Here is a 14100-nt window from a genome sequence, read left to right on the forward strand (position 1 = left end):
CGCCAACGCGAACGAGACAGGACGTCTCAGCAGCGTGAGGCCGCACGCGAGAGCGTAACGCCTTGGTTGCTTCGGTGACCACGAAGCGGCCGGACGGCACGGAAGCCAACCGCCGCATCGATACACTCAGGCGCACAGTCGGAGAGCAAACTCCCCCCTGCTCACCGGCGGCAGCGTCCAATCGCTCCCGGAAAAGTACCCTGTCCTTTGCCCCCCTGGGACTCGGCTTTTCTGGGAGCTTTTTTTATGCGCTAACCGCACCGCACCGCTTGGCGAGCTCTTTGTGAGCGTCCTCAGGCGGTCGTGAGTTTCTCGCACCGCGTCACGGGGTGGTACACCGTCACGCCCTTGCGGCCGTTGCGGTTCGTGTGCGGGTAGCGAACCGACGCGATCGAGTTCGGTCGTTCGATCGCCAGCCGTTCGTTTTCGAGCATGTGCTCGTGGCAGAGTTGCGGGCACGAATCGTCCGGCTCGAACGTCAGGTCGCCAGATTCGCTGTCGAGGTAGTAGAGATGCGCGTGGTAAGCGGCCGTGGCGCCGCAGCCGGCCACGCTGCAGGGCGGATGGTCGCTGTGCTCGATCACGCGGCTGGTGTACTTCAGGCCGATCTCCCAGGCCCCGCCGCAGTCGCGGTTCCTGACGACCTTGGCCAGCATGCGGAGCTCGCGGTTGGCGGGCAGCTTGAAGTGGATGTAGGCGTAAGGGTGATCGAAGGCCTCGGTGTGTCGGAGGCACGCGCCCCCTTGCGAGATGTCTTGCGTGGTGAGCTCGACCGGCTCGCCGCTGATCATGAATTTGCCGTCGAGCGGGAGCACCGTGGCGGGCAGTTTGACGGCGTGGCGCTCGTGCTTACGCTGCTCGACGCCCACGCGTTGGTTTTTCTCCCAAACCTCGTTGAAGGCCGCTTCTTCTTCGGCGGTGAGATCCAGCTTCTTTACCGGTTCGAGCGTCAGATCGGCCGGTACGGCGCTCGACGCCGATTCGGGCGCCTTGCCGAAATAGACCTTCCCGCAGCCGTTGCAGGCCCACGGCCGCGCGACGCCGTTGGGCTTGCGGAGCGCCAGCTGAGTGCCGCACGAGGCGCAGTCGTCGAGCACGTCGCGCGGCTCGATACGGACCCACTCGCGGCCGCGGGTCAGGAGCATGTCGAGCATCTGGTTGGTGAGCGCCACCCCCTCGCGGAGCAGCAGGGTGGTTTCGGCGTCGTAGATGCTTTCGGCCAAGACATCGCCAGGGGCCGCTTCAGAGATGGTGACCGTGGTGCACATGGTGGGTGGCGTCCTGTCGTGGTGAGGAACGGCAGCTGAAGAGAAAAGCGACTACTAACGCCCCCCTTATGCAAGGCTCGTGCCATTGCTGGATGAGGTGTTTCCACACCCGCTGAGGGGGGAGTCTGTGCCGGCTATGCTGCTGGCGACGCATGGTGCGATAGCGCGCCCGGTCGCTGGCGGCGCCAGCTGGTTCACGATCGTCCAAAACTGGTTTACCGCAAGCCGCGCTGTGGGTCCGATTGTGGGGGACGTGCTGGCGCCTTCGGCTCGAGCTTGTCTGGGCGGTCCGCTAGCCTCGCGTTGTGGCGATCGGGCGGCGCCGTTAGAATCGCGGCTCGCGTTGGGCGGAGCCCTTCGCGACGCAGCCCGTCAAGGCGTTCCCCCTCCAGTCGTCAAGGATGACGAAACGATGAGCCAATCCGCCGCCGCGTCTTCGCTCGGCCCGAGCGATCCGCTGCCGATGTCCCCCGACGAGGCGTTGCGCGCCGCCCGCGAGGTGGTCCGCGTCGAGGCGGTCGCCCTCTGGAAGATGTCGAACGAGCTCGGCGAGTCGTTCGCGGACGCCGTCGCCCACGTTTACCGATGCCGCGGGAGCGTGGTGATCACCGGCATGGGCAAGGCGGGGCTGATCGGTCAGAAGATCGCCGCCACCTTCGCCTCGACCGGCACCAAGAGCCACTTCCTCCACCCCGCCGAGGCTTTTCACGGCGACTTGGGCCGCGTCGGCCCCGGGGACCTTGTCCTGATGCTCTCGCAGAGCGGCGAGACCGGCGAGGTGGTGCAGCTGCTGCCGAGCCTGGCCGAGATCGGGGCCACGATTATTGCGATCACGGCCCACGGCGAGAGCGCTGTGGGACGAGCCGCCGCGTGCGTGGTGCCTCTGGGCCAACTCGACGAGGCGTGCTCCTTGGGGCTCGCGCCGAGCACCAGCACCACGGCCATGCTCGCCCTGGGCGACGCGTTGGCGTTGGTCGTGAGCAAGATGCGCGGCTTCCGCGCCGAGGACTTCGCCCGCTTCCACCCGGGCGGCGCCCTGGGGCGAAAGCTCAGCAAGGTCGAAGACGCCATGCGGCCGCTCGACGAGTGCCGCGTGGCGAGCGAGACCCAATCGGTGCGCGAGGTGATCGTCGAGTGCGGCCGCCCCGGCCGCCGCACCGGCGCCGTGATGCTCACCGACGCCGAAGGAAAACTCACCGGGCTGTTCACCGACAGCGACTTGGCGCGTCTGTTCGAACGCCGCGCCGAGAACGCACTCGACGGACCCGTCAGCGAGCTGATGGTTCGCGAGCCGACCACCGTGAGCATCGGCGCCCGCGTGGCCGAGGCGGTGCGGCTGCTGGCCGATCGCAAGTTCAGCGAGTTGCCCGTGGTCGACAACGAGGGCCGCCCACTGGGGCTCGTCGACGTGACCGACATCGTGGGCTGGCAAGGCGAGGTGTCCGCCCAACCCGCGGCCAAGCCGGCCGGGGAGTCCCGCGTTAGGATCTTTCCCGGCGAAGACGTCTTCGCCGCCGGTTAAAGCTGCCCGAAGAACTAGCGAGCTCAGCGCGGATTCGATTCCCTCCCCAACCACGCTCTAGACACGCCGATGCAACACGACCCCACCTGCGAGCGGATCAAGCTGCTGCTGTCCGACGTGGACGGCGTGATGACCAGCGGCGGCGTGACCTACAGCGACAGGTCGACGGGGGCGGGCAGCATCGAGTCGAAGACGTTCAACATCAAGGACGGCCTCGGGATACGGCTGTGGATCGAGTCGGGAGGCAAGTTTGGCGTCGTCACCGGCCGGGCGTCGGCTATCGTCGAGCGCCGGGCCGAGGAACTGGGGATCGAGATCGTCCGCCAGGGCGTGTCGGACAAGGCGCCCGTGGTGCGCGAGACAGCCGAATCGCTCGGCCTGGCGATGGACGAGGTGGCCTACCTGGGCGACGACCTGCCCGACCTGGCGCCGATCCGTGAAGCTGGTTTCGGCGTCGCCGTGGCCGACGCCGTCGACGAGGTCCGCCGCTCGGCCGACTGGGTAACCACCGCGCCCGGTGGCGCCGGCGCGGTCCGCGAACTGGTCGAACACCTGCTCAAGCACAGCGGCCGCTGGGGCGACGCTTTGGCTAAGTACTAGGAATTGAAACCACGCCTCGCACGGATAGACACAGATCGAGCGACGAGAGGATTGCCACGAAAAGGCACGAAGAAGATTGCTAAGCGGCGGAATCGCTCGAAGTAGTCGTGCATGGATTCGCACTCGAAGGATCACCCATCTAAGTCGGCTCGCCACTTTCCTTCTAGTTTTTTCGTGCCTTTTCGTGGCCATCCCGATCCCTTGAACACCGTGGTTAAGTAAGCAGCACGTCGGAATCAGCATGCGTCGTCAAATCCTCAGCGCGGTAATCATGTTCGTGGCGGTGATCGTCGCTTACAACGTTTACGCGCTGATGGCCACGCCGCTCCTCGAGCCGACCATCGTCCGCCGTGAGACCCGCGCCACCGGCGCCGAGTTCGACGCCGCCCGCAATGCGGTGGCGCGATACCAGCAGGTGCTGGCGCATTATTTCCCGGCCGACCATTGGTCGCTTGTCGGCACGCCGAAGGTAGTCGAGACCGACACCGGCTCGCTGATGTTCGTGCTGGAGGATTTCAGCAGCGACGCCACGGGCGCGGTGACACTCACCCGCTGCGCGGCGGTCGTGTTCCCCACGCCCCGGGTCGAGGGACGCACCCCGCCGCGCGACGCGGTCGTCATCGAGGCGGCCGGCGGGGCCCGGTTGCAGTTCTCCGAGCCGCTCGACCTGGGCCGCGGCAAGATCGGCAAGCCGGTGTGGGGCGCCTTCCCGGGTGAGTTGGTCATCCGCAGCGACATGCACGAGCCGGGTCCCCAAGACGACTTGCGTGTCGTCACCCGCGACCTGCAATTGAACGAGTCGATGCAGCTCGTTTCGCAACACGCGGTCCGGTTCCGGCTTGGCCAGTCCCAAGGCGCCGGCCGCAATCTAGCGATCCAGCTGCTGCGTGACGCCGGCCCCGCTTCGGTCGACCAAGCCCGTCCCGCCGGCATCGAGTGGCTCGAGCTGCGTGAGGAAGTGCGGATCAACCTGCGTGGCGAGCTGGCCGGCGGCCCGCTCGCGCCCAAGAATTTTGCGCCCGGCAACGCCGCCCCCAATCCCCAGCCGCTCGACCGCCGGGTCGATCGGTCGGGCCGCTTTGGCGAGAGCCGTGTGAGGCTCGCCGCGGCGCAGCAGCCCGTCGCCCCGCAGCCCGTCGCCCCGCAACAGGCGCCCCGCGATCAGCCGATCATGCTCGAGAGCAAGGGCCCGCTGCGGATCGACTTCTTGCGGTTCTTCGCCAGCCTGGAGCGCGAGGTGCGAGTGACGCAGGTGAATCCGATCGGCCAGAGCGATCAGCTCACTTGCGAGCAACTGCGTCTTCACTTCGGCGACGGCGACGGCAAGGCCCACGCGATCTCGGCCATCGACGAGCCGGAGGTCGCCAAGAAGCAGCAGCAAGCGATCGGCCGGCTCGAGCCGTACTTGGTCGAGGCGAGCGGCGACCCGGTTCGTTTCGACTCGCCCGCGCGGCGACTCGAGGCGTGGGGCCGTGAGTTCCGCTACGTGGCGCCGACGCGCCGGCTGACGCTCGCCGGCGGCCGCGCGGCGATCCGCTACGGGGCGAGCGAGATCCAGGCGCCGCGCATCGAGTACCGCCACCCCCTCGACGGCGAGCCGCGTGCGATCGGCGACTTGGCGATCGCCGGGCCGGGCTCGTTGCGGGCCGTGCCGCGCGAGGACGACCCCGGCCGCGTGATCGAGGCCCGCTGGGGCGCCGGTAAAAACGATAAACCGCCGGTGCGGATCGAACGCGATCCCGATGGCCGCCCCGCGCTCGTCTTGGACAGCCAGCCCGAGATCGCCGCCAGCAGCGTCGGCAGGATCAAGGCCCAGCAACTGCGGGTGGCGATGTTCGAGGTCCCGGCCGACGGCGCCGATGGGCCCGCGATCGAACTGGGTGGCCAGGACGGACTCGCTTTGTTGGTCGAACGGATCGACGCGCTCGGCGCGGTCGACCTCCGCTCGCCGCAGCTCAGCGGCCAAACGAGCCGGCTCACCGCCTGGTTCCGCCGGGCGACCGGCGCCGAAACCGCCGCGTTGGCTCGCAAGCAATCGCAAGGCGGCGTGGGCGGCGGATTGGCTTCAGCGCGTGCCGACGAAACGAAGGCGCCGCCGCAGGTTTACGAGCTCAGCTCCCACGAGATGCGGCTTGACGTCGGCATGTTCGGCCGCCGTGTCGAGCCGATGTCGTTGCTCTGCAGCGGCGACGTGCGATTCCTCGAGAGCCGCGTCGCACGCACGGGCGAGCAGCCGCTGTTGGTCACCGGCCAGCAGTTGCGGGTCGACGACCTGCACATGGGCGACGTGACCATCGCCGTCGAGGGCGCCGGCCCCAAAGCGGCCGAGAGCAAACGGTTCGCCACGGTCGAGGCCCGCGGCGTGCAGCTGTGGGGCGCCGCGCTCAAGGTCGACCAGGCCGCCAACCGCGTTTGGATCGACGGCGAGGGCAACGCCCGCGTGCGGCTCAAGCAAGAACTCTTTGCCGGCTCGAAGCCGCAGCAAGGCTCCGGACCTACGAACCTCGCGCTCCGCTGGCAGGGAGGACTGGCGTTCGACGGCCAGCAGATCGTGATCCGCGACGACGTGCTCGCCGAGACCGCCGGCGACTGGCTGCGCTGCGACACGCTCACCGCCACGCTGAGCGAGGCGGTCCGCTTCGGCCAGAGCGGCGGGGCGCCGGTCGACGTGGCGGCGATCGACTGCGCGGGGGGCGTGACCCTCGACCACCGCACCCAAGACGCCCAGGGCCAGCAGTCGCACGAGAGCGCGCGGCTCAGCACGCTCAGGATCGACCGCACCACGGGCGACATCAGCGGCCAAGGCCCCGGTTGGGTCCGCTCGGTCCACTTGGCCAGCAGCACGGCGAAGATCCTCGCCACCCCCGGCGCGGCGCCCCAGGCGCCGCAGCCCACACGGCACGGCTTGTCGTACTTGCGCGTGAACTTCCAACGCGGCGTGTCGGGCAACCTCGACCAGCGCGTGCTGCGGTTCCACGAGCGGGTGCGGGCCGTTTACGGCCCGGTGCTCGCCTGGGAGCAGGAGCTGCCGATCGACAGCCCGCAAGGCGTGCCGCCCGGCGTGGCGGCGCTCGGCTGCGAGCAGCTCATCGTGGCCGAAGACCCGGCGGGTCGCTACGCGACGGCTGCTGCCGGCAGGGGCCGCCCGGCTTCGAATCAATCGATCGGCCCGCTCGAGCTGCGCGCCTTGGGCGACGTTCGCCTGGAGGGAACCTCCGACGACGGCGCCCGCTTCAACGCCGAGGCGTACACCGCCAGCTACGCGCAGCTCAAAGACGTGTTCGTCTTGGAGGGCAACGGCGCGATGAACGCGACGATCTGGGTCCGCCAGAACCCCGCCGACCCCCCCGCCACGAGCGTCGCCCGCAAAATCACCTACGAACGCGGCACCGGCCGCGTGCGGGTCGAAGACCTCCGCGACATGGAGTACACCCCCACCAACCAACCGCCCCGAACCGCGGCGCCACGCGGGGCGCCGGGGCTGCGATAAAAAAAGGCGAGCCGCAAGCGTCAGCGCCCGGAGTTGCTAACGCGCCAATGAGGCCCGCCGCTCCGGGCGCTGACGCTTACGGCTCGCCCAAGCCTTGGATTCAGCGTCACTCCTCGCCGACGCTGACCTTCTCCATCACGTCGCCCTGCTTGATCGCGTCGACCACCTCTTGGCCTTCGCCCAGCACCTTGCCGAAGACCGAGTGCTTGCCGTCGAGCCACGACGTTTCGACGTGGGTGATGAAGAACTGCGAGCCGTTCGTGTTCGGGCCGGCGTTCGCCATCGACAGCACGCCGGGGCCGTCGTGCTTCAGGTCGGGGTGGAACTCGTCGTCGAACTTGTAGCCGGCGTCGCCCGTGCCGGTGCCGTGCGGGCAGCCGGTTTGGACCATGAAGTCGTCGATCACGCGGTGGAACTTCAGGCCGTCGTAGAAGCCGTCGCCGGCGAGTTTCTCGAAGTTGGCCACCGTCTTGGGGACCTTGTCCTCGAACAACTCGACCCGGATATCCCCGCGGTTGGTCTTGATCGTCGCGACTTTCATCATGGCTCCTGAATCAGAGAGATTTTATTGGCTGGCTTGCATTCTAAAGGACCCGGTAGGGAGCCGCCAAGACGCCAAGAGGCCCTGTAGGGAACGCCCTCCGCGGCGTTCCAGAAGTGGGTACACGCTCACTACCTGGATTGCGCACAGCGATACGATGCGTGGGCGCCTTCTTGTCCGCCGGAGCCGGATCGCCGCGGAGGGCGATCCCTACAGCTTTTATTATTCCGGCAGACGCCGCGTTTCGACGGGCGGCAGTGCTCCGGTGAGCGAGCGGAGAAAGGCGACCAGGTCGGCCTGTTCGGCGGTGTCGAGGTCGAGCGGCTCGATCTTGGCGTCGAGCCACGGGTTGTCATGGCCACCTTGCATGTAGAGGCCGATGACCGCTTCGAGCGTCGCCGCCGAGCCGTCGTGCAGGTAGGGCGCCGTTTGAGCGACGTTTCTTAGCGTGGGCGTCTTGAAGGCGCCGCGGTCGGCTTCGGCGCCGGTGACGGCGTAGCGGCCCCAATCGACGCTTTGCGGGTCCGATACGTGACGCTCGAGGCCGACGCCGAGGTTGTGGAACTGCTCGTCTGTCAGGTTGGCGCCCACGTGGCAACGCGAGCAGCCTCCGCGCTCGCCGAAGAACAGCGCGGCGCCGCGCGCGGCCGATTCGCTCAGCGGGTTCTGCTGCGCAGCCGCGGCGAGCGATTCGTGCTCGGCGAGCAGTTCGGGGTCGTCGTCGGCCAGCGCAGCGGGGTCTTCGAGCTCCGCAGCGAAGGCCTCTTCGAACGCCGTCAGCCGGGCGTTGTGGTCCCACGGCGAGGGGCCGGTCACCAGCGTCCGCTCGAAGGAGGCGATCGCAAGGGCGGCGTTCTCGACCGTCACGCCGTCGGCGAAGACGCGTTCGAACGCGAGCCTGTAGCCCCGCGACCGGCGCAACGCGTCGAGCACGAGCTCGTGCGTCGAGCCCATCTCCACGGCGTTCATCATCGGGCCGAGCGCCTGCTCTTCGAGCGACGCCGCGCGGCCGTCGTGGAACTGCGCCTCGCTCAGCAGGCGGTTGAGGGCGGCGGGGGCGTTGCGCGTGCCGAGCAGGCCGTCGACCCCCTCGCCCACTCGCGTCGGCGCCGCGTAGCCGTGCTCGGGCCGGTGGCACGTGGCGCAGCTCACCGCGCCGTCGCTCGAGAGCCGCGGGTCGAAGAACAGCTGACGGCCCAGTTCGATCTTCGCCCGCGTGAGCGGGTTGCGGTCAACGCCGGCGGTGTCGTTGCGGGCGGCGTCGAGCCCCAGCGGCAGCTCGATCGCGAGCTGGCGGTGGTTCTCCAGCCGGTCGAGCCACGCGCGCAGCTCGGCGAGCGAGACCGTCTCGTCGGACGAGTGCGCCGAGCGCGGCACGCCGAGCAGCAGGTCGCCGCCACCGAGCCGCACCTTATCTTGGGCCTCTAAGCCGGCCGCCTGAGCCTGCAAACAGGACGCCGCTGCGGCAACGAGGACCGCAGCGCAGCAGACGCCGGCGCGTAAACGCGATAGCGCGAACAACAGAAGCGACGGCGGAGCAGGCAGCGGACGGTGCATATTCTTAGCGTAGCCCGCCACAGGGCCGTGGGAAGGCGCGACCGATCGTCGCGGCCTTCCCCCCCACCCGAAGGCGTCCCGTCTCAGCCGGCCGACTTGAGCGCAGCGAGGGCGGCGTCGTAGTCGGGCTCGCTGGTCACCTCGGGCACGTACTCGGCGTACGTCACCTTGCCGTCGGCGTCGAGGACGAAGACCGCCCGGCAGAGGATTTTCAGCTCTTCGATCAGCGTGCCGAAGGCGTTGCCGAAGCTGCGATCCTGGTAGTCGCTGGCGGTGCGGATGCTCTCGATGCCCTCGGCGCCGCAGAAGCGGTTTTGGGCGAACGGCAGGTCGAGACTCACGGTGACGGCGTTCACGGCGTCGCCCATGCCGCCGAGCTGCTCGTTGAACTTCTTGGTCTGCGTGGCGCAGACGCCCGTGTCGAGCGACGGCACGACCGACAGCAGAGTCGGCTTGCCCTTCAGGTCGGCGAGCGACAGGGACTGCATGCCGTCCTTGAAGAAGTGCAGCGTGAAGTCGGGCGCGCCCTGACCGGCGGCGACCGCCTCACCGGCGAGGGTCATCGGGTTGCCTTTGAACGTGACGGCTCCGGAGCGGGACATGGGGCGCCTTCGGTTGAGCGGGTAAATGGGTGGGGGGCACGACTGCCAGTGCGATAATCTACGGCAGCGCGAGCCATCGGCCAAGGATCCCCCCCCGCCCGGTCTACCCTGCCCCGGTCTAGAGCGTTTTTCGAATTGGTGTGGACGAGGGGGGAAGCGATTGGCGGCGTGGCGAGGAAGCCGAAGCAGGCAATGCGGTGCATTGTCGATGCAGGCTGACGAAGCCATGACGCCGATCGCGAGCCGAGCGTCTACAGCAATGAGCAAACCGCTCTGGCGGCGCGCCTCACGCGACGGCTTGCTCGTAGCACCAGTCGAACAGCTCCTCCCACTCGGCCTGCTGCGTTGCGCTGCAGGCGGCGTGCTGCGGCTTGTCGCCGCTGTTAATGGCGTCTTCGACTTGGTCGACGAAACCGGCCGGGTCCTCGACCGCCTCGACGAGCGAGCCCCCCGCGCGGCGGAACCAATACTTGGCGTTCCCGAAATCGCCTTCGCGGCGGTGCATCACGCCGTGCCAGTAGCTGCCCGCCGGGGTGTCGACCCCCTGGCTGATGGCGTGCGACGCCTCCAGGTCATCGGCCAGCAGCCACAACGCCGCCAGGCAGCAGCGGGCCATCGCCGGGTCGGCCAGCTTGGCGTGGGCGAACGCCTCGTCGAGCCCCACGTCGGAGAGCTTCGCCCCGAGCCGCTCGTCCGGCTCGCCGGCGTCGATCGGCCGGGCGCGGTCGACGTTCTTGAGGAGATCGGCGATCACCGGGCCGTAGGCGTTGGGGTCGAACATGCTCAGGGCCTTTAGGAGGCGAAGCGGCGTTTGAGCCGCAGTTTGTCAAAGGGCGCGACGCCCAAGGCGGCGAGCGCCAGCTGGCTCACGGCGAACGCGAGGATCCAGCTGCTCGTGGTGTTGGAGAAGCCGCCGTAGGCGTGCAGGCCGACGCCCAGCTCGTTCACGCCGAACCAGCTCCAGGTGGTGACGATGTTGCCGCCGACCATCAGCATGGCGAGGCCGGTCGGCCCGACCATCTTGCCCCAGCGCGCGTGCAGCACCAGGGCGTTCCACAGCACGATGATCAAGGCGCCGTTTTCTTTGGGGTCCCAGCCCCAGAACCGGCCCCACGAGTCGTCGGCCCACAGGCCGCCGAGCACCGTGCCGACAAAGCTGAAGAAGATCGCGAAGCAGAGCGTGCCGTAGGCCATGGCGATGACCTGATTGCGTTGCTGCTTGTCGAAGACGCCCAGCGCATGGCCGGCAACAAGGTAAACCGCGCCGATCGCCCCGGCGACGAACGTAGCGGCGTAGCCCAGGGTGATGCAGACCACGTGCGTGGCGAGCCAGAACTGGGTGTCGAGCACCGCCTGCAAGACGGTGAACGTGTCGCCGTCGAGCGACAGGAAGTAGGCCACCAACAGCGACGTGAAGCCCAGCAGCGAGGAGAGCACCGTGCCGATGCCCATCTTGTGGATCGCCTCGAACGCCAAGCCGAACACGACCGCCGCCCAGGCGATGAACACGGCCGACGAGTAGAGATTCGTCACGGGCGGGCGGCCCGAGATGTAGATCCGGCCCACCAGCGCCAGGGTGTGGACGATGAGCGTGACGGCCACCACGGCCGTCGCGGCGCGGCCCAGCGGCCGGCTCCAGCCGAGCCACGAGAGCGTGGTGAGCAGGAACGCCACGAGGTAAGTCACCGCGCAGTAGTAGAACGGGCTGAAGGCGTTGAAGCGGGTTTCGAACACGAGCTTGTCGGGGCGCAGCCGCTCGGCGGCGGCCAGTTCCGCGCCCGCACCGTCGCTCGCCTCGATGTAGTCGTTAAGAGCGAGCTGCAGCTCGGCGAGCTCGGTGTTGAAGCGGGTCGCGTCGTCGCGAGCGTAGGCGCCGAGCAACGCCGACCAGTGGGCCGTGATGGGATCGCCCTGCCGTCTCTGCACGCGATTGAAGAGGTCCGTCAGCTCCGCCTCGAAGAGGGTGAGCCACTCGCCCGGCTTGTCGCTCGAGGGCGCCACACGCGGCGCCCCGGCGCGGGCGAGCGCGGCGGCTTGGCTGCGGGCGGCGGCCACGTCAGTGCGGATCGATTCGGGGTCCATGCCGATCTGAGGAGAACCGAAGGCGTTCAGCGTGCGGTGGTACAGGCTCAGCTTCGTGGCGAGCTGAAGCGTGCGGACCTGCACCAACGAGCGCTCGGCTTCCGGCAGCTGATCCGCCAGCTGCACCTGCCGGCTGAGCTCGTCGCGATTCTGAGTGACCTCGCCGTAGGTGTAGCGGAACGAGCCGGGGCGCGACTCGAGGCCGAGCATCTGCAGCACCTCGGGGTGCTCGATGCGGAAAACGCGGTGGGTCTTGAGATTGTCGGAGCCGGTCGCCGCGTCGAGCAGCCACTCGGTCGCCGGCGTGTCGCCCCGGTCGCTCTTGACCACTTGCCGGCCGGAGAGGATCTGCAGCGTGTTGCGCGCCAGCGTGTCGAGCGGCTTGACGCGTCCGCCGTCGACCACGGGCAAAGCGCCGGCCGTCACGAGGCGCATGGCGCCGGGCGGGTCGGCGGGCGGGCGCGCCTTGCCCGCGAGGTAGCCGCCCCAAACAACCGCCATCAGCAACGGGAACCAAACCTCCGGCCTCCGCCACGCGCCTGGGGCGAGCCAGCCGCTCGCTCCGCGATCGGCCGAGGCCTTGGCCTCCTCGCGCGCGAGTCGCTCCTGCCGGCGGCGGACAAACCTCGCGAGCGTCAGGCCGAAGTGCGCGAGCATGCCGAGCATCAGCAGCATGCAGGCGACGTAGGGGATCATCCAGCCGGTGTTCGACACGACCTGCAGCACGGTGGCGCGCTCCGTGGCGTTGTCGAAGCCCGACTGGTAGTAGGTGTCGCCGCGGTAGCGCAGCGGGTTGTTCATCCAGATCTTGACCTCACGGTCGACGCCGCGCTGGGGGTCGTCGAGCACCACGTCCGAAGAGTAATTCTTCGGCGTGTTGGTGCCGACGTAGCGGTCGAACCGGAAGTCGGTGAGTGTGAGCGAGTACGGTTTGTAGTGGCGCACGAAACGCAGAGCGAGTTCGCGCGGCCCCGCCGTGGTTTCGACGGTCTGGTCGGTGAGCCCCACCTCGCCGCCGGCCGGCAGCTTGTAGAACGACGCCGAAACTAGCCGCACGCCGAGCGACTCGCCCGACTCGTTGTCGATGAGCTCGATGTAGGCCGAAGGCAGGTTGATGCCGGCGCCATCGCCCACGCCCGAGGCCGAGCCGACCGGCGTCGAGCCGACGGTGAGGCCGGCCCCGGCGGTCGCGGGGTTGGCGGCGGTCCCCGCCACGTCGGCCGTCACACCGCCGAGCACCGAGTTCTTGTCGAAACGGACCACACGGACCGCGAACGGCAAATCGGGGTGCGTGATCGGTTCTTCGGATTGAGCCGCCTTGGCGAGCATCCACTCGGGGACGACCGTCACGCGGTCCCGCTCGCCATTTTCCGCACCGCTGAGGCGTTCGACGACCGCCAATTCGGTCGAGCGGATGTCGTAGGCGTAGTTGACCGTCTCGCCCTCGGCGATCCGCATCTGGGCCTCGTCGGCCGTCAGGCCGGTGACCAGTTCGCCCGCCATCAGCAGCGCCACGCCGGCGTGCAGCAGCACGATGCCGGCCCGCTTATGGAAAACCAGCCAGCAGCCCCACAGCAAGATCGCCCCGGCCGCGGCGCCCTTGGTTAATTGCCAAAGGATCCGCAGGCCGGCGTCGTCGATCTTCGCCTCGGGGTTGGCGAAGAGCCAAGCGGCGAGCGCAAGCACCACGGCGTCGGCGATCGTGGCGAGCCACCATTCGGCGCGCGGCGTTTTATCGAAGTTGTGCACCGACCAGAAGGCGCCCGCCAGGGCGAGCCCCGCTAGGGAGGCCCGCAGGCCGTGCCACAGCAGCGTGCACATGGTGGGCGAGAGCTGGCTCTCGAGCGCGTCGTCCATGCCGCTGATCACCACCCCGGCGGTGGCGGCGACGCCGATGGCGAGCACGCCCAGTCCGAGCCGCAAGGGCCAGCCGCGGGCGGTCGCCTTGAACCGCACGGCGTGGGCGGTCAGTAGGTTCACGGCCATCAGCGTGCCGATCAGCTTGCCGCCCGGGAACAGGAACCCGCCGGTGATCGGCTGGGGCTCCGCCTTGGTGAACATCTCGATGAGCCGGGCGAAGGCCTGCCACTCGAAGTGGGCAAACCAAACGCGGAAGTAGCCGTGGTTGACCACGTACCACACGTCGTGATCGACCTGCGCCAGAGTGCCCATGAAGACCAGGAAGATCGTCGCCGCGAACAACGCGACCGTCAGCCGCAACGACGAGAGGGCGCCGAGCAGCGAAGCCAGCGCCCCGGCCTGCTGCACGCGCCGTTCGGCGCGGGCGGCGGCCGACGCGGGGGTCGGTTCGGACTCGGACAATTCGGCGGTCGCCATAAATGAGACTCTTGGTAGATCACTCCCTCCCGTTCATCGAGAGGGCCGGAGTGGGGGTGAGCGGGTGCGGTGTGTCGCACCACCCTTGTTCTCCCCACGTG

General features: G+C 68.5%; 9 protein-coding genes. 3 read left to right on the plus strand and 6 right to left on the minus strand.

Translation table 11 applies throughout. The annotated features are described in order from the left end of the window. Positions 1-293: 293 nt before the first annotated feature. Entirely contained in the window at positions 294-1268 is a 975-nt protein-coding gene (locus Mal64_RS00240) for a PilZ domain-containing protein (protein WP_146395514.1), read from the minus strand. 412 nt (positions 1269-1680) lie between these two features. Between Mal64_RS00240 and Mal64_RS00245 the strand changes: the two genes are divergently transcribed. The 3 genes from Mal64_RS00245 (at position 1681) to Mal64_RS00255 (ending at position 6880) form a co-directional block, all read left to right on the plus strand. Then, the gene (locus Mal64_RS00245; protein ID WP_197525282.1) at positions 1681-2790 is read left to right on the plus strand and encodes a KpsF/GutQ family sugar-phosphate isomerase; all 1110 of its coding nucleotides are present in this window, start codon (positions 1681-1683) and stop codon (positions 2788-2790) included. 69 nt (positions 2791-2859) lie between these two features. Next, on the plus strand, positions 2860-3390 hold the full coding sequence (locus tag Mal64_RS00250; protein ID WP_146395516.1) for a KdsC family phosphatase: 531 nt from the start codon (positions 2860-2862) through the stop codon (positions 3388-3390). Positions 3391-3631: 241 nt separating this feature from the next. Then, positions 3632-6880, plus strand: coding sequence for a hypothetical protein (locus tag Mal64_RS00255; RefSeq protein ID WP_146395518.1), 3249 nt, complete (start codon positions 3632-3634; stop codon positions 6878-6880). A 106-nt stretch (positions 6881-6986) separates the two neighbouring features. Here the strand turns inward: Mal64_RS00255 and Mal64_RS00260 are convergent, their stop codons facing one another. The 5 genes from Mal64_RS00260 to ccsA all read right to left on the minus strand — a co-directional run bounded on the left by Mal64_RS00260 (position 6987) and on the right by ccsA (position 13999). Next, positions 6987-7421 (minus strand): peptidylprolyl isomerase, encoded by a 435-nt coding sequence (locus tag Mal64_RS00260; protein WP_146395520.1) that lies wholly within the window; start codon positions 7419-7421, stop codon positions 6987-6989. Positions 7422-7643: 222 nt separating this feature from the next. Next, complete coding sequence (locus tag Mal64_RS00265) at positions 7644-8831, minus strand: cytochrome-c peroxidase (protein WP_315852740.1); 1188 nt, start codon at positions 8829-8831, stop codon at positions 7644-7646. A 230-nt stretch (positions 8832-9061) separates the two neighbouring features. Further along, complete coding sequence (gene tpx / locus Mal64_RS00270; protein ID WP_146395524.1) at positions 9062-9580, minus strand: thiol peroxidase; 519 nt, start codon at positions 9578-9580, stop codon at positions 9062-9064. A gap of 286 nt (positions 9581-9866) precedes the next feature. After that, positions 9867-10361, minus strand: coding sequence for a hypothetical protein (locus Mal64_RS00275; protein WP_146395526.1), 495 nt, complete (start codon positions 10359-10361; stop codon positions 9867-9869). A gap of 11 nt (positions 10362-10372) precedes the next feature. Next, positions 10373-13999, minus strand: coding sequence for a cytochrome c biogenesis protein (ccsA, locus tag Mal64_RS00280; RefSeq protein WP_146395528.1), 3627 nt, complete (start codon positions 13997-13999; stop codon positions 10373-10375). Positions 14000-14100 lie beyond the last annotated feature (101 nt).

This window comes from Pseudobythopirellula maris, assembly GCF_007859945.1.
GTDB lineage: Bacteria > Planctomycetota > Planctomycetia > Pirellulales > Lacipirellulaceae > Pseudobythopirellula > Pseudobythopirellula maris.

Excerpts from the sequence above, each read along its gene's own strand:
- Mal64_RS00240 (WP_146395514.1), bottom strand. The coding sequence starts at position 1,268 with ATGTGCACCACGGTCACCATCTCTGAAGCGGCCCCTGGCGATGTCTTG.
- Mal64_RS00245 (WP_197525282.1), top strand. The coding sequence starts at position 1,681 with ATGAGCCAATCCGCCGCCGCGTCTTCGCTCGGCCCGAGCGATCCGCTG.
- Mal64_RS00250 (WP_146395516.1), top strand. The coding sequence starts at position 2,860 with ATGCAACACGACCCCACCTGCGAGCGGATCAAGCTGCTGCTGTCCGAC.
- Mal64_RS00255 (WP_146395518.1), top strand. The coding sequence starts at position 3,632 with ATGCGTCGTCAAATCCTCAGCGCGGTAATCATGTTCGTGGCGGTGATC.
- Mal64_RS00260 (WP_146395520.1), bottom strand. The coding sequence starts at position 7,421 with ATGAAAGTCGCGACGATCAAGACCAACCGCGGGGATATCCGGGTCGAG.
- tpx (WP_146395524.1), bottom strand. The coding sequence starts at position 9,580 with ATGTCCCGCTCCGGAGCCGTCACGTTCAAAGGCAACCCGATGACCCTC.
- Mal64_RS00275 (WP_146395526.1), bottom strand. The coding sequence starts at position 10,361 with ATGTTCGACCCCAACGCCTACGGCCCGGTGATCGCCGATCTCCTCAAG.
- ccsA (WP_146395528.1), bottom strand. The coding sequence starts at position 13,999 with ATGGCGACCGCCGAATTGTCCGAGTCCGAACCGACCCCCGCGTCGGCC.